Origin of the sequence: Fuerstiella sp. (assembly GCA_022447225.1) — a bacterium.
Lineage (GTDB): Bacteria > Planctomycetota > Planctomycetia > Planctomycetales > Planctomycetaceae > S139-18.
On sequence record JAKVAZ010000012.1, the window covers coordinates 126719 to 150673 of the forward strand.

The following is a 23955-nucleotide window of genomic DNA, read 5'->3' on the forward strand; positions in this document are numbered from 1 at the left end:
CTCTCACTGCCTGAATTCCCGGGGCAGCCAACCTTGGGTTTGTCGATGGGGCGTTCGCTGTTTAAACATGATAACGTGTACTGAGGTCACCCAATTGCGTGGATTGGCGTGTTGCAGTCCTCCGCGGTAGCTATTGAATTCACGGAGCACCTTGCTTTTACGTTAAACTGTGAACTTCACGACCGCAGCCCGACTGAGTCAGGCTCCAGAACTTATCCGGTTCACACGTTGGCTGACTGATGTCAGCGAGCCGACATTGGATACAGAAAGATATGACCGCCAACGATCAAGACGCCGACGATACACAACAGGATGAATCCGGTTCCGGTCAGTCGGATTCAGATTCAGTCCGCAAGTCAGGCTCTGCCGGCAGGAACAATTCAGATTCGACCAGCGAATCCCGACCAGGTCGCGGACTTGGCATGATGCCGATGTTGATCATCGCCGGCCTGCTGATGCTGGTGTGGTTCCTGTTCGATTCTCCGTCGAATCACGGAACCAGTGTTCCACACAACTTCTTCCGCACGCAACTGCTCCAGGGCAATGTGAAGTCACTGAAGGTTTACCATATGGCTCACGGTGACGTGTTCACCGGGACGTGGGTGAACCTGCCGAATGAATCTGAAAAACCCGAATCCATTACCGGGAAACTTCAGATTGATTTTAACACGACACCGCTTCCGGGCTGGGAAGAGGACAGCGAACTGCGCGAAGCGCTTTACCAAATTGAGCCGCTGGCAGTTAAGCACAGTGAAATGACGGTCGGCATGCAGGTGTTGACGTATCTTGGTTTTAGTATGCTGCTGATGGTGGTCATCTGGTTTGTGCTGCGCCGTTCCAGTGACCCATTTGGTGGTGGCGGAATGATGGGGTCGTTCATTCGCAGCCCGGCACGAAGATTTGAAAAAGATGACAAAGCGGCCACCTTTGACGATGTTGCCGGACTGAAATCCGCCAAGCAGGATCTCGAAGAAGTTGTACAGTTTTTAAAAACGCCGGATGATTTTACACGTCTGGGGGCCACGATTCCTCGTGGTGTCCTGCTGGTCGGTCCCCCGGGGACCGGCAAAACACTGCTGGCCCGGGCAACTGCCGGAGAGGCAGAAGTGCCGTTCTTTGCCGTGAATGGTTCTGAATTTATTCAGATGTTTGTCGGCGTGGGTGCGACGCGTGTGCGTGATCTGTTTAAGACAGCCCGGGAACAGGCACCGTGTATCATATTCATTGATGAGATCGACGCAGTGGGTCGTGTTCGTGGCGCCGGTGTTGGTGGCGGTCACGATGAACGTGAACAAACATTGAACCAAATCCTTAGTGAAATGGACGGGTTCAGCCAGACGGAATCAATCATCGTCGTGGCAGCCACGAATCGTCAGGATGTGCTGGATCCCGCTCTGCTGCGTCCCGGCAGGTTCGATCGGCATGTGACTGTGGATTTACCTGTCAGGGAAGGCCGACTGGGTATACTGAAAGTGCATACGCGTAAAGTTCCGCTGGACGAGGATGTCCGTCTGAATGCACTGGCCCAGTCCACGATTGGTTACTCCGGAGCTGAGTTGCAGAAACTTGTCAATGAAGCAGCACTGAAAGCGGCACGTGACGGCAAACGAAAAGTTTCCATGGACGAATTCCTGTTTGCTCAGGATCTCGTAATGATGGGAGCGATGCGCGAAGAACAGCTGGATGATAGTGAAAAGAAACTGACAGCGTGGCATGAAGCAGGACATGCGGTGTTGGCATGGTTCCAGGAAGGAATGGATGTCGTTCACAAAGTTACGATTATTCCTCGTGGCCGAGCTCTTGGTGTTACGCAGTTGATGCCGGAGAAAGAAATTTACAACGTGAGTGAAACCATTCTCCGTAAGAGACTGGTGATGATGCTGGGGGGACGTGCGGCAGAGAAACTGGTTTTCAATGAAGTCTCGGCAGGTGCCGAAAATGACATTGAACGCGCAACCAGTTTGGCTCGAAAGATGGTCGCCAGCTGGGGAATGTCGGAAACAGTTGGTCCGGTATCGTTTAAGCAGTCTGAAGAACACCCCTTCCTTGGGAAGGAAATGCATACCTACCGGGAATTCAGCGAAGAAACTGCCCGTATCATCGATATCGAGGTTCAGCGGATCATGAATTCAACTCACGACCGCGCCATTGAGTTGTTGATTCGTCACCGTGCTGAACTGGATGCACTGGCAAATGCACTACTGGAACATGAACATATTGAACGTACGCAAATCCGTGAACTCCTGGGTCCCCGGCCTGGTGAAACAGACGATCCGGCGGCACTGGAGACAGAAATGTCAGAGGGACAGCCGGCTGAACAAAGTTCAACCACCGAAGACCTGGCAGACCAGGACGTCAAATAGCAGGTTCGCGAGTGGAACCACAGGGCGATTTCCTGCATGTCACTTCCGAATGGTCACGCAGGTGACACCGCACAAGTCTACCTCCGCTGTCATGCTTAAAAAGAAAACGGTGGAGACGATGAAACACGAACGGAATTCTGTATCAAACGTTCAGTTCACTGACTTCATCACTGTCTGCACGATAGAACGGGGCGTCACCTCGAATGGTGACACGCAGGCCACGACGACGATTCGGGTAGTAGTCCCATAAAGCATGATGCTGGGCGCAGCGATTGTCCCAAAACGCCACCGATCCTGGCTGCCAGTGAAAACGGCACTGAATTTCGGGCTGTTCCACCAGGCGAAACAGCATTTCAAGGATCGCATCACTCTCCTGTCGGGGCAACTGAACGATACGAGTCGTGAATGTGCGGTTAACAAACAGCGCCTTTCGTCCGCTGACCGGATGTGTTCGTATCACCGGATGTTCACTGCGCGGATAGGTTTCGCTTCGTTGCTGTTCGTTATCGTAGCCGCGGCGATAGACGTGTTCACCGTCGTGTACCGCTGTTAATCCTGTAAGTAACTGCTGCATACGAACCGAGAGTCTGTCAAAAGCCGCATACATGTTCGAGAACAATGTGTCACCGCCTGAAGGTGGCGTTTCAAGCATGTGCAGAATGGTTCCCAGCGGTGGTTCGCGATCACAGGATACGTCCGAGTGCCAGTCCTCTCCGGCAATACGTTTGGTGTGTTCGTCAACGAAAATCTCCATGATTTCCGGATGTCCTTCGACGAGTCTCGGCCATGCGGGATGAATGTGCAGTTCACCAAAACAACGGCCCATTGTTTTGTGTTGCTCCAGTGTCAAATGCTGATCATGGAAAAACAGCACACAGTGCTCGGCGAGTGCCGTGGTCAGCATGGCGGCCAAGCGTTTATCCAGCGGTTGAGACAGGTCAATTCCCCGCACCTCGGCTCCGCAATTTGGCGTGACGTGTCTGAACTCGGGTGTTTGCAACTTCATGGGGCTGTTGGCGGTCCGAAATTTCAGACCGAACTTTGTTGTCCTGATTTCAATGACAACATCAATCCGGAAAAACGCAAGATAATCAGTATAGGTTTATTGTTGTATACCCACAAAATCTCAGCCTGAATTTCTGAAGGTATTGATGTGAACAGACTTCGATGTCCAGGAATGCGAATTTGCATTCTGGGTGATGGTGCGTTGAAGCGAAATTGCTGTTGGTCTCAATGCTGCGAATGATTTGGATGTCGACACGTTGAACCGGCAGGCCGAGATCCTACGTGCAGACTTCCCTCAACGCTGACACCATCGAATCTGCCAACAGTGTTGCGGACTGCGGGGTAAACGGCGGATAGTCGAGGATTTTGGGCACGGTGAACGAGCCGTAATCGCCCGTTGCGTAAGCGGTGGGATCGGCAAGGTACCCGGTCATGCCGTCGGTGTAGCCGACAACGAGTGTGTCCGCCACCGGGCTTCTGTGTCGTACGGAGAGTCCGTAATAGCTGTAGAGTTCCGTCGGGTGAAACACCATTGCCAGTGGTCCCAACTTGATGGAGCTGATGGTTCGATCGAGTGTTGTCCGGGTGAGATCGCGGTCAGCATTGTCTTCGTACCAGGCTTTGGCGAAGCGGGCATCCACCCAGTGTCCCCGTACGCACTCGGCCGGATCGTCGCTGTATTGCCGGAGCCACTCGGTGAACAGTGGAATATCCAGTCGAATGCCGTACACGTGGCGATGCGAAACCAGCGCATCGATCTCAAGGGGCTGCGTATTGTCGAGTGCCTGCGTAATTGCTTTGTAGACTGCCGCCGCGGTTTCGTCGCCGGGGCCGCGTGATGGTCCTGGTCCCGGGTTGACGTCTCCGGCGTGCCCCTGCAGGAACCCGGGGGAAAGGTTGTGATTTTTTTCCACCAGTTCGGCCACGATACCCGGGTAATCAGGTCCGGCCAGTTCGTCTGCAAAGCACACCGGATGTGCAGAGAAGTGGTACCACAGCAAATCTCTGTGGCTTCCACCGCGTTCGAAGTGTAGTACATGCAGCATCCTGTCGAGCCAGCGGTCGTCGTGTGTGCTTTCGGTGCTGAAGACGTCGTCGTTTTTCCATGTCCGGGTCGTGCGGTTGAAGTTGCCTTCCACCACACGGCTTTTTCCCATGGAAATCTGTGCCGGTGCGAGGTCCTCAACGGCTAAAGCGACGGCGCGGGTGATCTGCTTCTCTACGTTGGTTACGTATTCCGGCGTAATTGTGCCCCACTGCCTCAGAAAGATGAAACCGGGCGTCGAGTGGGTATGAGTGGCGCATAAACGCACATTGTCGGCGGGAACGTTTGTTTGTTTGGCCACACTCTGACGCATGCGCGCTGCCATCACGTGACCGATTCCGAGGACATCCAGCGAAATCAATATGACCCGTGTTCCGTGGTGTTCCACGAAGAGCACCCGAACGAACGACTTTTGCCGAATTCCCCGAGCGCGGCGTTCGTTTCCCGGAGAGCGATGGAAGCCGCCGAGTTCGATTCCCACCGGAGGTGTGATGTCTGCGATGCCTTCACCAACTCTCAAGTTGGCCGGTTTGGTGGCAGATGCCGAGGAGGCGGAAGCGAGACCCGATGCGGCAGTGCCGGCAGCGAGTGAGGTCATGAATTCTCGACGACGAATACCGGATTTCAGGCCTCGGCTGGGTTGTGTGTTACCGGGACAATGAGTCATTCGGGCGTTCCCACTGGTGCGGATTAAAGGAGTTGCAGGTGGCTCGGCGTGTGCGAATTCGAACAGACATCTTCTGCCTGGTTGTCACTTCGGTTCTTCCTGAGTTTAGACGTCGCGTGAAGTGTTTTTAAGCGTGCTGAGCAGATTTGCCTGGCGGAAATCGCTGTATGGTTGCTGATAAATCTCCCGGCGTCTGATCAGGAGTTTCGTGTCTGCCGTGCACTCAGGTCCGCAAAATCTCTAATGCCTGATCCAGGTCAAGATCGACAAGTGCCTCCGCGGCGTCAATATGATCGTTGCAGAACCATGCACAGTTCGGCGGGTGGTCGGGAATCAGACGTGAATCGGCTTCGGCGTACCAGTTTTCCTGCTCTGGAGTTTTGTGAAAGCAGAGCAGTTTGCATTCGGCCCCGGTTTCGAGTCCTTTATCACACAGACAGCAGTTGGGAGGCATCATGATTCCACTCCGGCAGCTCTGAAGCCCGCAGCATAGCCCTTCGGTCGCACTTTTCGAACACCCTGCCATGTTATGACTCAGTTACTATAACCGGTCGGTCGTTTTGCTCGTGTACCGTAATCCGGTTAGGAGGTATCTCCGGCGCGCCGAGACTTTCCGGGAGGTGGTGGGGACTCTGAGTAACCTCACGGAAATCGGAGGCCGTTCCGGACAGGATCACAGGGTTCCAAACGGGGGTAAACAAAAACAGAAAAAAATACTGTTTGCTGGGTTCGGATGAGTTCGCTGCTGGACATCTCCCCTGCAGGTCTCGTCCGGCAGCTTTCGTATCCAGACGTTGGATGTTTCAACGCCGCTCAGGTCCGACGACTGGTGTTCTATGTCTTTCGACAAGCCTGTGTTGGCTGCGGAAGCTTCGCCTTCCGTGTTATGCGGCGAACAGTCGCAGAGCTGTATCATTCCGCCGTAAAGTCAGGATCAACGGCTGGCTGTCCCCGTTTGCCGTGTTTGTACAACGGTGGCCACCGCGATTAAACATTTCGCGTCGAATTCGTACTGTTCTTTGAGTCATTCTATTTTTTTAGTCTCCTGTCGAATTCCATTACTTTGCGTTGCTGGTTCATGCCCACTGAGCGTATCATTTGGATAATCGGTCAAACTTGGAGCCTTATTACTGCAAATCGTTCGCATGTGCAGGGTTCAAAATTTATTCAGGACGGTGATTGTACTCCTGGCAGCCATTTCTCAGTTGTTGCTGCCGGCTGCTGAATGGCTGCATCCCGCTTGTGAGCATTCCTCTGACACTGCGTGTCCGACTACCGGATCGTCGCCTCGCGCAGGGAATTCCACCACAGAGGTTCAGGTGGTCTGCTGCCACCAGTATCATTCTGTGCGCTCAACCAGTTCTGCCTGCAGCGACGATCACCATGCGCGGAAGACAAAGAGTGATTCCGAGGTCTGTACGGACCGGAACGGTTGCCCTTCCGAGTCTCCAGACCGGCCGCATGATCCTCTTGAATGTCCGATCTGCAGGGTGTTGTTTGCAGCTCAACTCAACGCTGAAGTTACAAAAACTCCGTTGTGCACCCGTCAAGTTGCCTTTGCGGGGCCGATGACGGCACCGGTGGACCATATTCTCCGCCGCTTTAGGGTTCCTGTGCGCGGCCCTCCCCGTGGCTGACCAGTCGGTCTCCGTGCTCCGCATTGCGTTGACATCGCTCGTAGGGGAGCGGACCAGGCTGAATGCGGTGTTTCGCTGGTCGTTCCGAGGAACGCCGGGTCTTCTGTGCTGTCTGTCTTCGACAGTCTGTGCAGGTTGATTTTTCGCGTTGGCCAGTAATTTGACTGACCTGCAGTGTGTGCTGACTCTGTATCTGCGTCCGCACCGACAGCAATCATCGAAGAGCCGTGTGCGGTCAGTCCCGTCTTTGATGGCTGACTGTGCGGCAGCGGAAGAGTACAGCACCCGTCAGGCATCCAGACTGTTCCATACGCAAAAAACAGGCTGCTCCTCATGACTGCCATCATGAGGACTCATTCCAACAGAACAATAAAAAGTGCGGCTGATGGTATCTGAACATCTGCGCAATCAACGGTGCATACGTTGCTGTCCGCCAAAGATAGTTTCCAGTGACGGGTCTGCCGTCACTGCAGGAAGCAAATCGTGATGAAGACTTGCTACGTTTATTCAGCAGACCGACCACCCGTGCTGTACTCGGAATATCTCCGGATGCTGGTAATCGTGCATGCGGTGTTCATTGCAGTGGCCTGTCTGGCAGCGATCGAACGTCCGAACGTGATGATCATCGGCATCACGACTTCGGCATGGATCACTCTGCGTTCGATCAGGGGGGTGACGTGGCGATGGTATTTCCCGTTGGTGAATTTAACGCTACTGGGCCTGGTGACATGGTCCCTTCGGTTCCAGCAACCCATCAACACAACGTTGTTCAGCGACGGAATTTTTTCCCTTCGCATTACCATGGTTCTGCTGGGACTGTTTGGTTGTGTGGATCTGGCTGAAATCGTGTTTAAGATCAATCGACTGCTGCAAACTCCCGACAGCCGCACACATATTCATGCCGGGCTCGTCCGCCATGGGACACGATGTCTTCAGTGGGGAACGACTGGCTTTATTCTTATCTATTCCATCATCGTTCCGCTTGTCGAGGAAGCAGCCTATCTGCAGGCTCCCCCGGCTCCCAATCCAAATCTCGAACTGGACCGGCTGTCGCTACTTCAAAACATGCTGTTTCGGTTTTGCGAATCAATGAGCGCCATTTGGTTTTTTGTGATTGGCAGCTGTGTGGGCAGCTTTATGAACGTGGTAATCTACCGCGTTCCACTCGGGATTTCGGTACTCGCGAAATCGTCGCACTGTCCGCAGTGCAGTGCGGAGATTTTGAGTAGCGACAATCTGCCACTGATCGGCTGGCTTAAGCTGCACGGACAGTGTCGCAACTGCCAAACCATGATTTCGGCGAGATATCCACTGGTAGAACTGACTATCGGCCTGTTGTTTCTGCTGCTGTACTTCGTGGAACTGATAACCGGTGGTACCAATCTTCCTGGACGTCCTCCGAACACCTATGCCGGAGTACTCTGGATTTTGTTCTATACCAAATGGGATCTGGTTGGGCTGTATCTGTTTCACTGTTTTGTGATTTGTGCCACGCTGTGCTGGACAATGATGGAACGCGACGAGAAGTGTGTGCCGAGCCGGGCCATCGTCATTACGTTGACTCTGGTTACTGTCGTAGTCCTTACGTGTCCACATTTGTTGCCGTTTACCTTCGATATCCATTCGCAGGCCGGCGGTCCTGCGTGGAGATACACGACAAAGGTGATCATGCCGTTGTTGAACGGAGCTTTAACCGGTCTGGTGGCCGGATACACGATTCGCAGGCTGGTCGGAGTCCCTCAGCATCTGTTCACATGGGTTCTGGCCGGGCTGGCACTCGGCTGGCAGGCCATCGTCATGATCAGTGTGCTGTGTGCAACCATGAAACTGATCTTGTATTTAACGATGCTGTTAACTGACGAAGATTCGTCTTCGGAAGACACCGGAATGTTAGGCCCCCCCGGAGAGGATAATCTGTCAAACTCAGGTGTTATGCCTGCCTGGTCACTGTCAATGGCAGAACGCACCGGGGCGGCGCATTGGTGGCTGTTCCCCACGGTACTGGTGATCCATCAGTGTCTGTGGCGCCAACTGGCGTTTATTTCGGGAGGTATCCTGTGACACGGTTGTGTGACCATGGGGCCGGACGAGTGGCGAAGCTCCCGCACGGTACAGTGCCCCTGTACAGGACGATGGCCTGTTCCTGCATATCAGTATTTATGTGAAGCTCGACAACTCGGTACTCTGCCCCGGCAGACTGCGGCCGAAACACTAATATCTGCACTTACTTTCTGATCATTGAACCATACTCTGAAATTGGAGAAACCATGCGACGAATCCCACTAACCCTGACGGCGTCTTTGCTGAGCCTGCTGATCCTCGGTTGTTCAGACTCAACATCCGGCACCTCGACATTATCCCCGGATCACACAGGCCAGCATGACCACGGTGAAGAGGAGAGTCATTCAGGCCACGACCATCCGGGCACTCTTGAAGAAGGACTTAAGGAACTGACCGAGTTGCGTGACACAGTACGTGATGCCTTTGCCGCAGACGATATTGATACCGCCCATGGTCCGCTACACGATGTCGGACACCTGCTTGAGGACATCGCCGCACTCGTCGAACGACAGGAACTCTCGGACGAACAGCGGGACCTCGTCAAAAAAAATATAAAATCACTGTTCGATCTGTTTGGTGCTGTTGATAGTACTCTCCACGGAGACGAGGGTAAGACTTACAGTGAAGTTTCCGACCAGATTGACACGGCGCTGTCAGCACTGCGGGAAGCGACTCTGTCCGTTGGGGCACCGAATGAATCCACTGAATCCGCGGATTCCCTAGGAAACCAGGCGGAGGAGGAATGATCCTGCACCGCATTCTTAAACATTGTTTAGCTGTAACAGCCCAAACGGCGAATCGGCCCTCTTCCTGCAGGACTGCAGCTGTTCGGGCTGTTACAGATCCCGGAATCGTTGAATTAATCCTCCTGAGCTTCAAGACGAGGACTTCGTCATGAATTTACTTCGATCACGGTACGGTGAACGAGTTCCGTTGTTGATACTGTTGTGCATGGCGATCGCTGGCAGTGGATGCAATGTTCCGTTGAGTGATGAAGTAACGTCTATGCGAGCAGAATGGCTCGTGCAGAAACCTCCAACCGGCGCCACTCCCATTAGTGAAATCAAGGGACGTCTCGCCTCTGGAGAACTTGGAGCGGGCAGCGTTGTTGTCGTTCGCGCAAGAATCAATGCCGGCGAGATGTCTCCGTGGACCCGGGATCAGGCGGCCTTCGTTGTCACTGATGCCACGGGGCATGACGGATCTGAGGATCACAATCCGCATCAGTGTCCGTTTTGCCGACGGGATATTATGGACCATATCGCTCTTGTGCGCTGCATGGCAGGTGATGGACAGCTGGTTCCGATGGATGCACGAAAACTTCTGGGGGTTGCGGAAGGCGAATTGCTCGTTGTCCAGGGCACCATCTGCGACACGGATACCGACGAGTTGGCGATCGACGCACAACGGGTGCATATTGTTGCAATGAAATAGATATGCAGTTCCGGAATCAGACCGGTGCGAAACATTGTTTATTAACACAGGAAACAGATAAGCACCCGGGCGAAAACCGGCAACATGGGGGCTTTGCGGTGTGCTCTCGCTGAGAAGCACGTGTTACCAGGAGTCGGCATCTATTGTTCTGACTTGTGCTTCTCCGCTACACGCGGTCGAATTTCGATGATGGCGGACGTATAACAGCACCACAACCCTGTTGTGGACTGGACAACTGCTCGGCGAGACTTAAAGAGATCCGCATGACCATCGAACTCACCACCGACACCAGTACGTTATCAGTCACAGTCAGCGGCAAACTGTCTGCTGCTGATTACCACACTCTGGAGCCGGAAGTCGACAAACGCATCAGCAGCGTGGGAAACATTCGAATTCTGTTTGTGATGCACGACTTCCACGGCTGGGAAGCGGGGGCCGTTTGGGAAGACATTAAGTTTGCCACACGACACTGCCGAGAAATCCAAAAGATTGCTATGGTTGGTGAAACGTCGTGGGAAAAATGGATGGCAGCGATTTGCAAACCATTCACCATGTCGAGCATCAAATACTTTGACGCAGAAGACGAAGCGGCTGCACATACCTGGCTGGCAGAAGATTAGAACATCAGCACAGTCCTGATGGCGATAGTTCGGTCAGAAGGAGGCACGTGCGGTGCGAGTCCCCCCGGCGTCGACTGTCAGTGCGCTGCGTGATTTCATTTATCGCTAATGCGTAAACAAAAATTCACGACTGCTCAGCATGCCCCACAGGATGTCCTCCAGCAGTTGGCGACGGTCCTTTGGCATGGTGGCGTCCAGCATTTTCTCCAGTTCTGCCCGTTCATGGGCCTGCGGAAAACGAGACAGTGCCGTCAGAAACATCTCGTCAAGCAGTTTGGAGTCGTTGCCTTCAAATTCGGCCTGCCATTTGGTGATCCGATTGTTTTCAGCCGTGAGCTTTTCATTCAGAGTGTTACCATTTGAGATATGCAGCACCTGCACCATGCTGGGGTCGTTGCTGCGTTCACATTCACATGTAATCCGTCGCTGATTACGTCCAAACGTTTTCAGAAAATAGGAATCAACCGCAGAATCGTACAGCTGGATCGCCCGAGTTCCTTCAGTGTAGAAATCCGTCGGGCGTACGTTACCACCTGGACCTGTGAGTTCGGTGAACGGTGTTGCCACCGACGTAACCTGACTCACTGCATCCAGCATGACTTCGGCCATCAGGCGACGCGGAAATGAACGTGAGTAATGCCGAGTATCTCCCTGATTCGTTACCAGAGTTTCACTGCTTCGTTGATACGTTTCTGACTGAAGAATCCGGCGCATGAGCGATTTGAGATCGTAATCCACACTGACCAGATACGCGGCAAGTGCCGCCAGCAGTTCTTCGTTACTGGCCGGATTGGTTCTTCGCATGTCGTCCACCTGCTCCACAAGTCCTATGCCCATGAAGTTTCTCCAGACACGATTCGTGATCGAACGTGCGAACATTGTGTTTTCCCTGGACACCAGCCAGTCAGCCAGGTGGTTCCGCCGATCGCGAGTGTCCTCAAAGGAAATCGGTGTTCCATCGAGTGGTGTGGGTCGTTGTGGTTTTCCGGTGCGGGGTTGTGTCAGTTCCCCGGTTGATACCGTGACCAGTGTGCGTTTACCGTCACCGCCGGATCCGCTGCCCCAGCCCTTGCCACGTACGCGGGAGAACAGATTGGCAAAGGCGTAATACTGATCGTTGGTCCATTTTTCGAGTGGATGGTTGTGGCAGCGGGCACAACCAATCGAAAGCCCCATGAAGGCCTGGCTCACGTTCTCCGCCATGTCTTCGGGTTTTTGGTGCAGGGCATAGAAATTGGTAGCCCCGTATTGAAGACCTGATCCTTTTGACGTCACCAGCTCACGGACGATTTCATCCCAGTGTGTGTTTTTTTCCACATGACCGCGCAGCCAGCTGTAGTAGGCTTTCACCTGCTGCTGGTGAAGCAGGTTGCCGTTGATCATCAGCACATCAGACCACTGATATGTCCAGTAGTCGACAAACTCGGGACGAGCAAGCAGTCGTTCAATCAGATCGTCACGTTTCACCGGACTTTGGTCCATCAGAAAATCACGGACGTCCTGAGCCGTCGGGAGTGTGCCAATTGTATTGAGATGGACCCGACGAATAAATGCCTCATCGGTTGTTTGTGCGGATGGTTCCAGGTTCAGGCGTCGTAACTGCCGCAACACAAGCTCGTCAATAAAGTTTCGCCGACCGGCCGTTTCATAAACTCCGGGATCAACCGTCTGTTCGAAGGGGACTGTGATCCGGGAAATCACGACTTCACTGCCAAAGTATGCGGTCACCGCCCCTTTACCGGGGCCAACGATCGTGGTGACACCGTCGGCATCCACATGAGCAACGGCCTCGTCGGAAGACGCGAATCGAGCCCAGTGGGTTACGTCTTCTGAATGGCCATCTGAATAATGAGCAATCACCAGCAGTTGTTGTGAATCTTCGTTTCTCAGAATCACCTGTTTGGGCAGAATTTCAAGCTGTTGCAGAGTCGGGTCAGACGGCTGTGGTCCGCGATATCCCCTGGCGATCCAGTCAGAAATCACACGGTAATTCAGGGAATCTGTTTCCATTCGACGCCCCCCCTTGTGGGCGACCGCTGCGGTTGGTTTGACAAGAATGAGACTCATCCCGGGATTCGTCGGATCGACGCGACGCCCCAGGTGCTGTCGGGTCATGTTGAAGTAATCCTCTTCCGGATCGTAGCCGCGCAGGGACAGGCGAAATCCTCCTTTGCCGGCCAGAGCTCCGTGGCAGGCTCCGCTGTTACATCCAAGTCGGGTGAGGACCGGCTGCACATGGTTGCGAAATGACCAGTCACGGTCCGACGCCGTGTCAGTAACGGTGATGCGGACAGTGGCTCGTAATTCATTGTTGACGAATGCCTGTAGATCCGTAACGCCTTTCGACACAGGCAGCACGATTCCGTTTTCTACCACTGCAATGGTCGCGTCGCGGGTTTTTAGTCGACAGTTACTGGCAGAACCGTATGCGATGGTCCCGTCAAACCACTCAGCGATCACTCGCTGTCGTGCATTGAGGCCGCTGAGGTGAATTTCTGAAGGAAGCAGCTGAAGTTCATTCGCTGTGACACCTGAGGTTGAAATAACAGTTGAAAGTACGACAAGGCAGGCAGCTCGCATTGGAGGCAGCTCCGATTAGCCAATAAATTGATATCACCAATTTATCACTGATTTCAGCTCGATTCGACCCCGAACGCAAAGTCATAGGAAAGCATATATTGAGTTTGTCGGGATCAGGAGGGCGAAGAGGCACGGCGATGGTGTTGTCGTTATTCAGGGAGACTCTCAGGTTTCGCAGGCAGGAAGACTGATCCGAGTGGCTCAATGAATCCCTGCCAGCCATCATTTCAGCACCTGGCTTCCGCTGTCCCCGCATTTCATCAACCCGTTTTTAAGAGGATTCCAGTTTGACAGCTGTCGACCGCTTAACCGTTCAGGGAATGTTATGGTAAGCCTGACAGTGACGTCACACGGATTCGATTCGGCGGATTGACACTGACCAGTCTGGTTTGGGAATTGTTGCTCCTGTGTTCTCAGACGAGGATTGCGTTCGCACCAGGACAAGCGACTGTTTTTCACAATAGGGATCACGGACGTAAGTCGGCATTTCCGGAACCACGCTGTTGAGTACTCCGCAAGCACAGTGTTCCAATAATATTATTCTGCCGGAAGTTCGGCAGGTGTTTCAGTATTAACCTGTTTGGGAATCAGGCATCAGAAATATATGACATGTCGCCTGACACCATCGACAGACAATTGCATTGGGTCGTATGCCGGACCTGTGTGTCCTGGTGAGTCGTTTACATTACTCGGTCTGGTTTAAGCACCGCAGGGAAGGTTTGTCGAACAGACTGGCTCAAAATTGAATTAATGCATCAACATTTGATTCATGGAGAACTTCAATCATAAGCTTGCGGGCCGTCTCGCAGGCTGATTTGATGAACCCAGAGAGTGCAGGGATAATTAAGCTTGCCGATACACCTGGCTTTGTTCAGAAAATGCCCCAGTGTCTTTTTTATGCTACCGGTATGAAGACAGGACGAAATCAATGACAGAGTCGGACCTGAACATCGCAGACCGACTGACCATATCGGCGCGGCTGGTCCCTGACCGACAGGCTGTTCTGGTTCCTCAGCGCAGAGATGCTTCCGGGCGCAGCGTTTACGATCAGATAACGTTTGAACAACTGGACTGCACGGTAAGTCAGATTGCCCGTGGGCTGATCCGGCTGGGGATCAGGCCTGGAATGCGTCTGGTGCTGATGGTTCCTCCCTCTCTGGAGTTCATTGCTCTTACGTTTGGGATATTCCGCAGTGGTGCAATTTGTACATTGATTGACCCTGGTATGGGGCGTTCCCGGATCTTTGACTGTCTCGATGAAATCGAGCCGGATGGATTCTGTGGAATTCCAATTGTTCAGGTGATTCGGCGGATCATGTTCCGACGATTCCGTGCATCAAGGGTCAATGTTTGTGTTGGACGGGCAGCCGGACTGCTGGGGTGTACCAGTTACAGTGATCTGCTGAGACTGGGGGCGGATGATTCCGTACCACTGCCGGAGACAACGTCCACGGATCCTGCGGCTATTATATTTACCAGCGGAAGCACGGGGCCCCCGAAAGGGGTGCTGTATGAACACGGTATGTTCGACGCACAGGTGGATCTGATTCGGGATCGCTTCGCTATTCAACCCGGGGAAGTGGATCTGCCTGGCTTTCCACTATTTGCTCTGTTCAACCTGGCAATGCAGGTGACGACCGTTGTGCCCGAGATGAATCCGGCACGACCTGCTCACGTTGATCCGGTGAAGATTCTTACCGCGATGCAGGAGCAGACAGTGACTCAGGCATTCGGTTCACCGGCGATGTGGAATCGGATCGGGCGACATTGCAGTGAACACGGAATTCGACTCCCGACGGTGCGTCGCATTTTGTCGGCAGGGGCCCCGGTGCCAAACCATGTCCTGCAACGAATGACGAATGCATTACCTGAGTCGGCCGATATCCACACCCCGTACGGAGCCACGGAATGTCTGCCGGTCGCAGCTATCGGGGGCAGGGAGGTGCTGGAATCCACCGCAGGACCCACATCGCAGGGAGCAGGTACCTGTGTTGGTTACGTCTTCGAACAAATGACCGTCCGGATCGTGCGAATCACGTTTGATCCGATTGCGTCGATCGAGGACGCAGACGAATTATCTGTTGGTGACATCGGTGAGATTATCGTCCGCGGTCCCGTGGCGACTCGCGAATACTATCGTCGACCGGATGCCACCCGGCTTGCCAAAATACAGGACGGAGACACATTCTGGCATCGAATGGGGGATGTGGGATATTTCGACGAAATCGGACGACTCTGGTTCTGTGGTCGAAAAGCTCATGTGGTCTTTACCTCCGTCGGTCCGATGTATTCCGTGCGCTGTGAAGCCATCTTCAACCAGCACGATCACGTTTACCGATGTGCCCTGGTAGGGATTGGAGAGAGAGGCAGGCAGATCCCCGTTATTGTAGTGGAGCCGGAACAGGGAGATTTTCCGGGGGACGCATCTGAGATTGCAGTATTTGAGCAGGAACTGCGGGAACTTGGGGCGCTGAGCCCTCTGACGGCGGAAATTCACAGGATCCTGTTTCGTGCAGCGCTGCCGGTGGACACGCGTCACAATGTCAAAATTAACCGTGAACAGCTGGCCGTATGGGCAGCGGGCCGGATATGAAAGTTTTGTGTCTTCTCCCCAACGAACATCGAGCCTGGAATTCACGGCCGGCCAGACGTTGATCAACAACACCTCAGGTGGAAACGTTAACCCCGTCCCACCGGTCGTTCCTGACCACTCCTGTGACCCGGGAAACCTCTTTACGAATTCTTCAGGAATTTTACGGCGGATATTGAACAGTCGGTCAGACAACAGATGGTACGGGTAACTGTCACCAATACACGATGCGGATCGGGAATCGTGTGCTAAGTGTCTCATCTGCAGGCTTTCGCGACGGGACAAACACGATAAACTTACTCAACTTCAACAACAGTCGTCACTGTTGTTTTGCTTCTGCAGCGTCCGAGTGCTCTATGGTCCAGACAACAGTCGAACAGTTTCAGGCTTCTATCGAACTTGCGGATCAACCTCCGCTGAATTTGACACTCGAGCTTCAGGCAATGTGGTACGCCAAATCCGGACACTGGGAGGAGGCTCACAATATCGCACAGGAAATCCACACACCTGTGGGCTCGTGGATTCATGCACTCCTGCATCTGATTGAAGGGGACGTGGGAAATGCCGGATACTGGTTTCGCAAGGCAGGTCGCCCCACCAGAGCAATCTCAGAGATTGACTCGCTGTGGACAGAGATAACGGGAAAACTGCTGCAAGACTGACGGTCGTCAATCCCTGGTTTTCTGACCGCGTGTATCTGTGTGTTCGCGGCGACCAGGTTTGCCAAGCCTGCCGGATGAGGCAATTTGTTCGGAACGAGCGTTGGTAATTCAGGCTGGTCGACCATGAATCAGCGCCGGGAACTCGACAAGGACCTTAATTGCCCCGTCTTTGCGGTCACGAAACAGGTCAAAGGCCTGCTGAATGTCGGCCAGAGGAAATCGATGGGTCAGCAGGGGTGACAAATCCACTCGCCCTTCACCCAGCCACTGCATGGCCAGCGGAAACGATCGTTCAAATGTGGGATGAATTGACGTGAGGACCCGTACGTTCTTCCACATCGCAGCCCGCAGATTAATTTGCGTGGAAAGTGGGGGAACACCGAAAACAAGAACATCACCATGATCGCAGCATAGTTGAACGGCGGCGTCGAAAGCGTGGACCTGGTGCCCGACGGCTTCGATGACGACCTGTGGCAATTCACCATTCAGAATTGCTTTGACCTGTTCGATCGCATCTTTACCGTGACTGCTGATCACTTCTGTGGCACCCATTTGCGTGGCAATTTCGGCGCGATCCGAAAGGGGATCGATACCGATGATGTGTCGGGCACCCATGTTTCTGAGTCCGGTGACAAACATCTGTCCGATTGGCCCCAGTCCCAGAACTACCACATCGCGATCGATCATATTGGGCAATTTCTGCAGTGCCCAGATCACCGTACCAAAGGGCTGGGCCATCAACGCAATTTCATCGGACAATCGCGGATCAAGCGCTATAGAACGCGATTCATCAAGAACATATCGCTCCACCAGTCCTTTTTGTTCAACGGGAACCGCCAGCACTCGCGTGCCTGGAGTCCAGCGTTTTCCGTTAGTGTCAACAACGGTACCCACCATTTCGTGTAGTGACATACCAACCGGCTGAGGATACGGGATATCGTGGCCTTCGAAATCCCCGTCAAAGAACGGCAGATCAGATCCACACAGACACGTCAATTCCGGCTGGAAGATTATTTGTCCGGGCTGTTCGGAAGCAGACGGAAGTTGCGGCTCATCGACTTCAATGAGTTTTACAGTTCGACGTTCGGTGAAATGACCTGCGAGCATGACGTCAGAATTATCTATAAAGAAGTTGTTCGAAGTCAGACGTGGTTTTATGGCGTTTCCGGCTACGGAAGTCCAATGAAGATCGGATTGCACACACTGCTAACTCGCAACTCATCAGGAAAATGGGGTGATGTGCAATCTGTTAATTCCTGGCTTGCGTGATGGATAACAACATGTCAGAGCGGGACAATAACGTCGGTACAGACCGGATCCGAAAGAAATTAAATGTTCCACTGTGCTCTGACAGGTGCCGCCAACTTCAGCTTGAATCCTTCGGGTAGCATTAGTTCATTTCAATTGACAATACGCCACAGTTTTACACGTTTGCTGTGTTCGGTTTGAATGGATGCGTTCCGACCGATTGTTTGCGGAATCAATCAATGGGGGTCACGACGGCTGTTCCATAAACCGAAGTTACGCAGACCGGCCATCAGGGATAACTCAATTCAAAAGATTTGAAATCATGAGTGAAAACAGCTACATTTCAGTATCGCGGACCTATAGCTCAGTTGGCTAGAGCGCCACGTTGACATCGTGGAAGTCACTGGTTCAAGTCCAGTTAGGTCCACCTTGTTCCTCCGAACCGGAGCGAAACCCTGAAAAAACACCGGAATTCCCCGGTGTTTTTTCATTGGTGGATTCGCCGTTTTCGACCATTTCAGTGGCCCTGGCGGACAAATCTTGGGCAAAATCATTTTTGTTCATCGACGCCAGGTCTCGACCTTCGCCTTCGGTCGCCGCTTCCACGTGCTCGGCCAGTGGGCTTCTGTCGCGTCTTCTCAGAGTTTCCAAACCGGCCTGAGGTATTCATGCCGGTGAACGTCGGATGTTGCGAGGCGGCATTGACTGCTGACTCAGTCATCGTCTGTCAGAAGCCCTGAAAAACAGGCGCAGTTGCAGATTCCGCCGGAGAACTTCGGGGTTGTGCGGACTGAAATCTTCATTCATAGCAGATGATTACTGGTCGAAGATCTCCGGTGACGATAAAGAGTGTCGATTCAGGGAGGATCACCATGTTGCGTCGAAGTCATATTTTGGTGCTGTTGGCCCTTTTGATTCATGGATTGCTGTCGTCGCCCGTGCGTGCTCAGACGATTGAAGATGAGGGCTGGTGGACGGCCGTGTTTTCTCAGGGCGATATTTACTCGGATTCGGACATTCCGTCACGCTGGCGGTGGTGGTTCGACGGACATGCCCGCTTTCAGGACGATTCGGACGGCTTCGACGTCAGCATTGTCCGGCCAGGAATCGGTTATAAACTCACTGACAGTACCACAGCGTGGATGGGCTATGGCTGGATCCGCACCGATCCAATCGGTGGTGGGCCAACCTTCGATGAAAACCGTATTTGGCAACAACTAACGTGGTCGCACCAGATGGGTGACTTCCGTATTGGATTGCGTCCACGCTTCGAGCAGCGGTTTCTAACAACAGGTGAAGATACCGGACTTCGCTTTCGGCAGTTTGCAGCTGCGCGGGCACCGATTTCCGTGGACAAACGATTGACCATGGTGCTTTGGGATGAAGTCTTCATTCATCTGAATGATACCGATTTCGGTACACGGGCCGGTTTCAACCAGAACCGTGTATTTTTCGGCTTCGGATGGAATCGCTGTCCGGAACAGACCAAATCCCGCGTTGAGATCGGTTATCTGAATCAATTCATCGATCGCCGATCACTCCCGAACCGGATGAATCACCTGCTGGCTGTGAATTTCTTTTTGCAATAGCCAGCAGGAATGCTCCGGAGATTGGTCACGGAGCCGGCAGCCGTTGCGACATAGGCAACAGCACGGCGTGTTTATCGCATTCACCGAAGAATGAAATTCGGTATATCCGGCTCCGCTCCGATTCTTCATCCGTGCCAAACACGTCGCAAACAGACGAGAAATTCGTCGATGGCATGAAAGTTGTTGCCGTTTACCGGCGGCCTGAAACCAGCGACTGTCGATTCAGGAATATTATTCCCTGACGTGACCTGGATGATTGTTTTGGAGACGGGAGGAGTGCCCCGGATCGCTGAATTGTCGCCATCCACGCGAGGGGATTGGCTTTGCCCCACTTCAGTGACAGGTCTGTTGAAGCCGATCGTCGCTGACGTGTCGTTACCGACGTTCTGGCACGATTTCTCGCAGAACGACGGTTGCCGAAGTCCGAAATCCCCCTGGCACGGCAGTCGATCTCGTAGAAACGTCCTGCGTTCGGATGATGTGATTACCCCATATTAATGGTGTTCATTGAAGTTGGTATTCACTGATGACGTTCCTGGCGTGAAACGCATCAACCGGAGTGACCGGACTGGAAGTGTCAATCGAACAATTTCACAAATTCAATCGTTGACACAGGGTCAGTCCCAGACCCAAGCTGGCCCATATTGGACAACTGCGATTGCAGTCGATGGAGCGGGCCGGCCCGGAACGGATATTCCGGAATACATATGTTTTACTTAGGGGTACGAGAGATGAGCAAGATAGTTACAGGTCTGGCTATGGTCCTGGCCGTTACAGCAACTCAGGCGTTTGCCGCCGATGGTCAGATTTCAGAGACGATGCTTAGTGCATTTGGACTTTCCGACGTCCAGGTCGTTTCAGACGTCGATGGAATGAATGTTCGCGGTCAGGGTTCATTCACTTACGTCAGCGGCGGAAGCGCTTCCGGCGTGGGCATTCCGTTTGGCGGTAGCGGAACAATCAACCGCTACAAGGCGGGTTCATTGAATCGGGGCACATCGGATTCTGCCGGTGGATCAGAATCCGTATCTTACGGCGTTCTTGTGCGAGAACGAGTGGCCGCTAATGGCGACGTTTCTTCACTGACCCGATCCGTGGAAGTTGGCAGTGCCGGCGGAGCATGGGCAAGCAGTCGTTAATCGATTGCGGCACGATAGAGACACATCGAAGGTTTCGGATTTCGTCCTGATTATCCGGATTTGTCCTGTTTGTGTCGCGGTTTGATTGAGAAACTGTCGATACCAAAAAGCCACAGTCGGCACCGCTGCTGACTGTGGCTTTCTGTGTGTCTGTTGGTGACTGACCTGTGCCGTTGATTGCGATTTTGCGATCAGTACGTGAAGCCCGCACTTGCAGCCAGACCGACTAAATTCAGAGTTTGGTCTCCCGCATTGGCGAAGGCATTAATCTCCGGTCCAGGATTGGCGAACGATCTTCCGAAGCTGCCTGTACGCACGTCGGAATTCCCGGCCCAGTGTTGCCACTCGAGGCCAAGTCGCATAAAGGCGATGGCGCAGGAACACTCGAGTTGATGTGTCCATTGGAGACCAACCTGTATCTCAGCAATGGACATTTCAGCTTCGTCCGTCCCGGCAACAGCGAAGTCGTTACTGTTGCTGGCCGATAGGGGCGTTTGGGTTGAAATGCTGGTCGAGGTTGCGGACGTTGCCCGTGCGTTGCCCCAGAGGTAGGACCCTCTGCCCAGGAAGAAACAGCTCAGGCCATGACATGGATCGCCGATCGGTTTGTTGCCTTCTATACCCATCACGATGCCGTTACCGTCAAAACTTCGGTCGGTATCTGCGGTGGCCGACAAATCATAAGCATCGCCCTGGACCGTAGCAGGATTAACAGTGGTTCGAAGGAGCACACCGGTCTGTGAGTTGATGGATGCCCGTCGCGCACCGAACGAAAAGCGGCCTGTGACGATCGGAGTGCAAAATTTTCGAGTGAGCTCGATGTCGCCCATATAGGCGCGTAGATGGCTGCTGATACCAATCAGGTCAGGCAACGCACTCGGGGTGCCAAGATGTCCATCTCCTGCACGGTAGTCAAACCATCGTCCCCTGATTCCCCAGCAGCCTCGCTCGGCTCCGAGCCAGATTCGTGGTGCACCATTTAGTTCCGCGTTGTCCCCAACATTGGCAGACATATTCTGGATCGAGTCCCCAAGTTCATCAAAAGTTCGGATTGAGCTTGTGGCATCATTGAGTTCCGCATGCAGGAACGTTGCATCGATCCCAAAACTGAACAGATGGTCGGGTTCACAGGTGCGGTAACAACTTGCTGTGCAACAGTCGCTGCAGCAGTCGGTCCCACATTCTACATCACTACAGCCCTTACCACACGAACCGCACCGAGTTCGATCACTCGGTGTTGTGTGCTTGGTTAAGGTGATCACAGGAGTGGACAACCCCGATTTCTGAATCTTCGTGTCCGATAAAACGTTACTTTCTGCGTTCCACCAGCGAGGTAGTTCGGATACAGCAGACAATGGGGTGTCAGCATGGAGCCTTGCCTGCATTTGAACGGCAGAAACTGCGGCAATAATTGTCATTGTTGCTGCGCAGAATTGACGTACATTCATTTTGATTCTCCGTTTTCCACTCACCCGAAAGCCTGTAGATGTGGCAGTGAGTCTCGCGATAACACCAGGTCATTTCATGAACCGGATTATTTCTTCAACGAAACTGAGAACAGGCGTCAAAGTCAGTCTGCCGTTGCGAACAATCGACTTGCGCGATCGTGACCATTAAGCCGATTATTAAGCGCCGGAATAACCGTTCGGATCAATAAAATCGCCCCTAAACCTCCTAACGTATTATTTCTCCATGCGTTGACAGGTGGCCATTTACTTTGCATGTCTGTCGTCTCGGTTAGATAGCTAGTTTAGGAAGAGGTTGCCGATTTTGCTGCAGTTGTCAGTAAAAACGAATTCCCCGTATCTCATGAGTCTAAGGGATTCTCGCAATCCGGGCCGATCAGTGGTGCTAGTAGATCAAACTGGTGTCATGGATGCGTAAGTGAAGCCCTGACGCGATTTGTTGGCGGAAAGTCAATAATGACCACATGTGTCGACAACCGATGCAGCAAATTGAGTTCACGTATCCGACGATACGGTGAATGTTTGGTTGGAGTTTTCGGTCTCGTTTGGTGCGTTGCTTGTAGTGGAGCGGAAATTCCTCCGAGATTCACCTGGCTGAGCCAGGCAGAGATCGAAGCATCGTTGTCCCAGACGGTTCCAATAGGCGGCCACGATGTCGTCGTCCAGTCACTCCGGACAGAGATTGGGGAGGAGACAAAAACTCGCCTGGGTGGTCACAGTTTGTTCGTTCAGTCGATCCGGTCAAAAAGTCTCTTTAAGTTCCTGTCAGATAGAGGTGAGCAGGACGTACCGGGGCCGGTTCCAGTGCAGAATTCACCGGCGTCGGAACCACCACCAGTGCCACCACCAGTGCCACCACCAGTGCCACCACCAGTGCCACCACCAGTGCCACCACCAGTGCCACCACCAGTGCCCCATCAGATCCAGGGTGTTCAGAACAACGCGCCCCCAACCGCTGATACAGATAATGAAAAGTACGGTGAGGCGCCGGAAGACAGAAGTTATGCGTTTCTGCGACGCATCAGTCCGCTACTTCCACCTGGTAAATCACAGTTTGATACTGGGTTTGTTTATTCGCTGTACGAAAACCGACGACCCGTTTATCTTGACTACGTGTCCGGACCGGATGATGTCGTGGACGCGCGGCTGTTAAGACGGACTCTGTACGTGCCATTCGCATTGCGTTACGGGGTCGCCGATGGTGTACAACTTTTCGCCAACCTTCCAGTAGGATGGAGCAAGAATGAGGTGGCATTTCCGGGATATGATGCCGTCGACAATGTTGGGTGGATAGGCGATGTAACCGTTGGAGCGACATGCGTGCTGGGTGATCCGGGTCCTGGTGAGCCGGATACCATTGGCTCGCTTGCGTTGACAGCTCCAACCGGCAATACGACTTTGCTGACCAATTTTCTGGAACCCGAAGCGCAAATGGGCCTTGGCCATTTTGCATTGTCAGCGAGTCTTACGTCTATTCGTACGATTGATCCATTGATTGTGTTTCACGGTTTTGGCCTGGTTTACCAGTTTGATGATAGATTCCATGGCCGAACGATCCATGTGGAGCCAGGAATGGAATTCAACTATCGATTCGGTGTGGGGTTTGCGGTAAATAACAAAGTTACTCTGAGTAGTGCAGTACTGGGAGCCTACGTTCTGTCATCGAAGGTTAATAACGAGCGCCTGCCGGAGTCGACGCTTGAACCGATCACGATGCGTTTTGCAGTAACCATTGCGGATGGCGATTGTTTGCAGGAACCATTTATTCAGATTGGCGTGACTGATGATGCCAGTACCGCGACATTGGGCTGGGTCGTGACCTATTAATCCCGTATTTGTCGTACTGCGT

The 23955-nt window shown here is 53.1% G+C and carries 17 protein-coding genes and 1 tRNA gene; 11 read left to right on the forward strand and 7 right to left on the reverse strand.

All coding sequences use genetic code 11. The features are described 5' to 3' along the window. Positions 1–272: 272 nt before the first annotated feature. Positions 273–2363 (forward strand): ATP-dependent zinc metalloprotease FtsH, encoded by a 2091-nt coding sequence (ftsH, locus tag MK110_14680; protein ID MCH2212547.1) that lies wholly within the window; start codon positions 273–275, stop codon positions 2361–2363. A 142-nt stretch (positions 2364–2505) separates the two neighbouring features. On the opposite strand, the gene MK110_14685 is transcribed toward ftsH, so the two are convergent. The 3 genes from MK110_14685 to MK110_14695 all read right to left on the reverse strand — a co-directional run bounded on the left by MK110_14685 (position 2506) and on the right by MK110_14695 (position 5537). Further along, positions 2506–3315, reverse strand: a complete 810-nt coding sequence (locus MK110_14685) for a TauD/TfdA family dioxygenase (protein MCH2212548.1) — start codon at positions 3313–3315, stop codon at positions 2506–2508. A gap of 331 nt (positions 3316–3646) precedes the next feature. Continuing rightward, positions 3647–5080, reverse strand: a complete 1434-nt coding sequence (locus tag MK110_14690; GenBank protein MCH2212549.1) for a neutral/alkaline non-lysosomal ceramidase N-terminal domain-containing protein — start codon at positions 5078–5080, stop codon at positions 3647–3649. 223 nt (positions 5081–5303) lie between these two features. After that, a complete protein-coding gene (locus MK110_14695) occupies positions 5304–5537 on the reverse strand; it encodes a hypothetical protein (GenBank protein ID MCH2212550.1) in 234 nt (77 codons plus the stop codon). Positions 5538–7203: 1666 nt separating this feature from the next. On the opposite strand from MK110_14695, the gene MK110_14700 reads away from it, so the two are divergent. The 4 genes from MK110_14700 (at position 7204) to MK110_14715 (ending at position 10832) form a co-directional block, all read left to right on the forward strand. After that, positions 7204–8778 (forward strand): prepilin peptidase, encoded by a 1575-nt coding sequence (locus MK110_14700; protein MCH2212551.1) that lies wholly within the window; start codon positions 7204–7206, stop codon positions 8776–8778. A 206-nt stretch (positions 8779–8984) separates the two neighbouring features. Next, the gene (locus MK110_14705; protein ID MCH2212552.1) at positions 8985–9524 is read left to right on the forward strand and encodes a hypothetical protein; all 540 of its coding nucleotides are present in this window, start codon (positions 8985–8987) and stop codon (positions 9522–9524) included. Between the two features lie 148 nt (positions 9525–9672). Continuing rightward, on the forward strand, positions 9673–10212 hold the full coding sequence (locus tag MK110_14710; protein MCH2212553.1) for a hypothetical protein: 540 nt from the start codon (positions 9673–9675) through the stop codon (positions 10210–10212). Positions 10213–10475: 263 nt separating this feature from the next. Then, the gene (locus tag MK110_14715) at positions 10476–10832 is read left to right on the forward strand and encodes an STAS/SEC14 domain-containing protein (protein MCH2212554.1); all 357 of its coding nucleotides are present in this window, start codon (positions 10476–10478) and stop codon (positions 10830–10832) included. 105 nt (positions 10833–10937) lie between these two features. Here the strand turns inward: MK110_14715 and MK110_14720 are convergent, their stop codons facing one another. Beyond that, positions 10938–13412, reverse strand: coding sequence for a DUF1553 domain-containing protein (locus tag MK110_14720; protein ID MCH2212555.1), 2475 nt, complete (start codon positions 13410–13412; stop codon positions 10938–10940). Positions 13413–14340: 928 nt separating this feature from the next. Here MK110_14720 and MK110_14725 point away from each other — a divergent pair. Both MK110_14725 and MK110_14730 read left to right on the forward strand, forming a co-directional pair. Beyond that, the gene (locus MK110_14725) at positions 14341–16005 is read left to right on the forward strand and encodes a fatty acid CoA ligase family protein (GenBank protein MCH2212556.1); all 1665 of its coding nucleotides are present in this window, start codon (positions 14341–14343) and stop codon (positions 16003–16005) included. 353 nt (positions 16006–16358) lie between these two features. After that, on the forward strand, positions 16359–16664 hold the full coding sequence (locus tag MK110_14730; protein ID MCH2212557.1) for a hypothetical protein: 306 nt from the start codon (positions 16359–16361) through the stop codon (positions 16662–16664). Between the two features lie 108 nt (positions 16665–16772). On the opposite strand, the gene MK110_14735 is transcribed toward MK110_14730, so the two are convergent. Next, positions 16773–17771 carry a zinc-binding dehydrogenase gene (locus MK110_14735; protein MCH2212558.1) on the reverse strand — a complete coding sequence of 333 codons (999 nt, stop codon included), beginning with the start codon at positions 17769–17771 and terminating at the stop codon, positions 16773–16775. A 494-nt stretch (positions 17772–18265) separates the two neighbouring features. Between MK110_14735 and MK110_14740 the strand changes: the two genes are divergently transcribed. The 3 genes from MK110_14740 to MK110_14750 all read left to right on the forward strand — a co-directional run bounded on the left by MK110_14740 (position 18266) and on the right by MK110_14750 (position 20640). After that, a tRNA-Val gene (locus MK110_14740) sits at positions 18266–18339 on the forward strand. Positions 18340–18784: 445 nt separating this feature from the next. Then, positions 18785–19501, forward strand: coding sequence for a DUF2490 domain-containing protein (locus tag MK110_14745; GenBank protein ID MCH2212559.1), 717 nt, complete (start codon positions 18785–18787; stop codon positions 19499–19501). Positions 19502–20232: 731 nt separating this feature from the next. Then, the gene (locus MK110_14750; GenBank protein ID MCH2212560.1) at positions 20233–20640 is read left to right on the forward strand and encodes a hypothetical protein; all 408 of its coding nucleotides are present in this window, start codon (positions 20233–20235) and stop codon (positions 20638–20640) included. A 191-nt stretch (positions 20641–20831) separates the two neighbouring features. Here MK110_14750 and MK110_14755 read toward each other — a convergent pair whose 3' ends face one another. Both MK110_14755 and MK110_14760 read right to left on the reverse strand, forming a co-directional pair. Next, positions 20832–21653: a hypothetical protein gene (locus tag MK110_14755; GenBank protein ID MCH2212561.1), complete on the reverse strand. Its 822-nt coding sequence runs from the start codon at positions 21651–21653 to the stop codon at positions 20832–20834. A gap of 1207 nt (positions 21654–22860) precedes the next feature. Next, entirely contained in the window at positions 22861–23010 is a 150-nt protein-coding gene (locus MK110_14760) for a hypothetical protein (GenBank protein ID MCH2212562.1), read from the reverse strand. A 5-nt stretch (positions 23011–23015) separates the two neighbouring features. On the opposite strand from MK110_14760, the gene MK110_14765 reads away from it, so the two are divergent. Beyond that, positions 23016–23933 carry a hypothetical protein gene (locus tag MK110_14765; protein ID MCH2212563.1) on the forward strand — a complete coding sequence of 306 codons (918 nt, stop codon included), beginning with the start codon at positions 23016–23018 and terminating at the stop codon, positions 23931–23933. Positions 23934–23955 lie beyond the last annotated feature (22 nt).

Bases quoted from the DNA above. Each gene is read 5' to 3' on its own strand.
- ftsH (MCH2212547.1), top strand. From the start codon at position 273: ATGACCGCCAACGATCAAGACGCCGACGATACACAACAGGATGAATCC.
- MK110_14690 (MCH2212549.1), bottom strand. From the start codon at position 5,080: ATGACTCATTGTCCCGGTAACACACAACCCAGCCGAGGCCTGAAATCC.
- MK110_14695 (MCH2212550.1), bottom strand. From the start codon at position 5,537: ATGATGCCTCCCAACTGCTGTCTGTGTGATAAAGGACTCGAAACCGGG.
- MK110_14700 (MCH2212551.1), top strand. From the start codon at position 7,204: ATGAAGACTTGCTACGTTTATTCAGCAGACCGACCACCCGTGCTGTAC.
- MK110_14705 (MCH2212552.1), top strand. From the start codon at position 8,985: ATGCGACGAATCCCACTAACCCTGACGGCGTCTTTGCTGAGCCTGCTG.
- MK110_14710 (MCH2212553.1), top strand. From the start codon at position 9,673: ATGAATTTACTTCGATCACGGTACGGTGAACGAGTTCCGTTGTTGATA.
- MK110_14715 (MCH2212554.1), top strand. From the start codon at position 10,476: ATGACCATCGAACTCACCACCGACACCAGTACGTTATCAGTCACAGTC.
- MK110_14720 (MCH2212555.1), bottom strand. From the start codon at position 13,412: ATGCGAGCTGCCTGCCTTGTCGTACTTTCAACTGTTATTTCAACCTCA.
- MK110_14725 (MCH2212556.1), top strand. From the start codon at position 14,341: ATGACAGAGTCGGACCTGAACATCGCAGACCGACTGACCATATCGGCG.
- MK110_14730 (MCH2212557.1), top strand. From the start codon at position 16,359: ATGGTCCAGACAACAGTCGAACAGTTTCAGGCTTCTATCGAACTTGCG.
- MK110_14735 (MCH2212558.1), bottom strand. From the start codon at position 17,771: ATGCTCGCAGGTCATTTCACCGAACGTCGAACTGTAAAACTCATTGAA.
- MK110_14745 (MCH2212559.1), top strand. From the start codon at position 18,785: ATGTTGCGTCGAAGTCATATTTTGGTGCTGTTGGCCCTTTTGATTCAT.
- MK110_14750 (MCH2212560.1), top strand. From the start codon at position 20,233: ATGAGCAAGATAGTTACAGGTCTGGCTATGGTCCTGGCCGTTACAGCA.
- MK110_14755 (MCH2212561.1), bottom strand. From the start codon at position 21,653: ATGTCTGCCAATGTTGGGGACAACGCGGAACTAAATGGTGCACCACGA.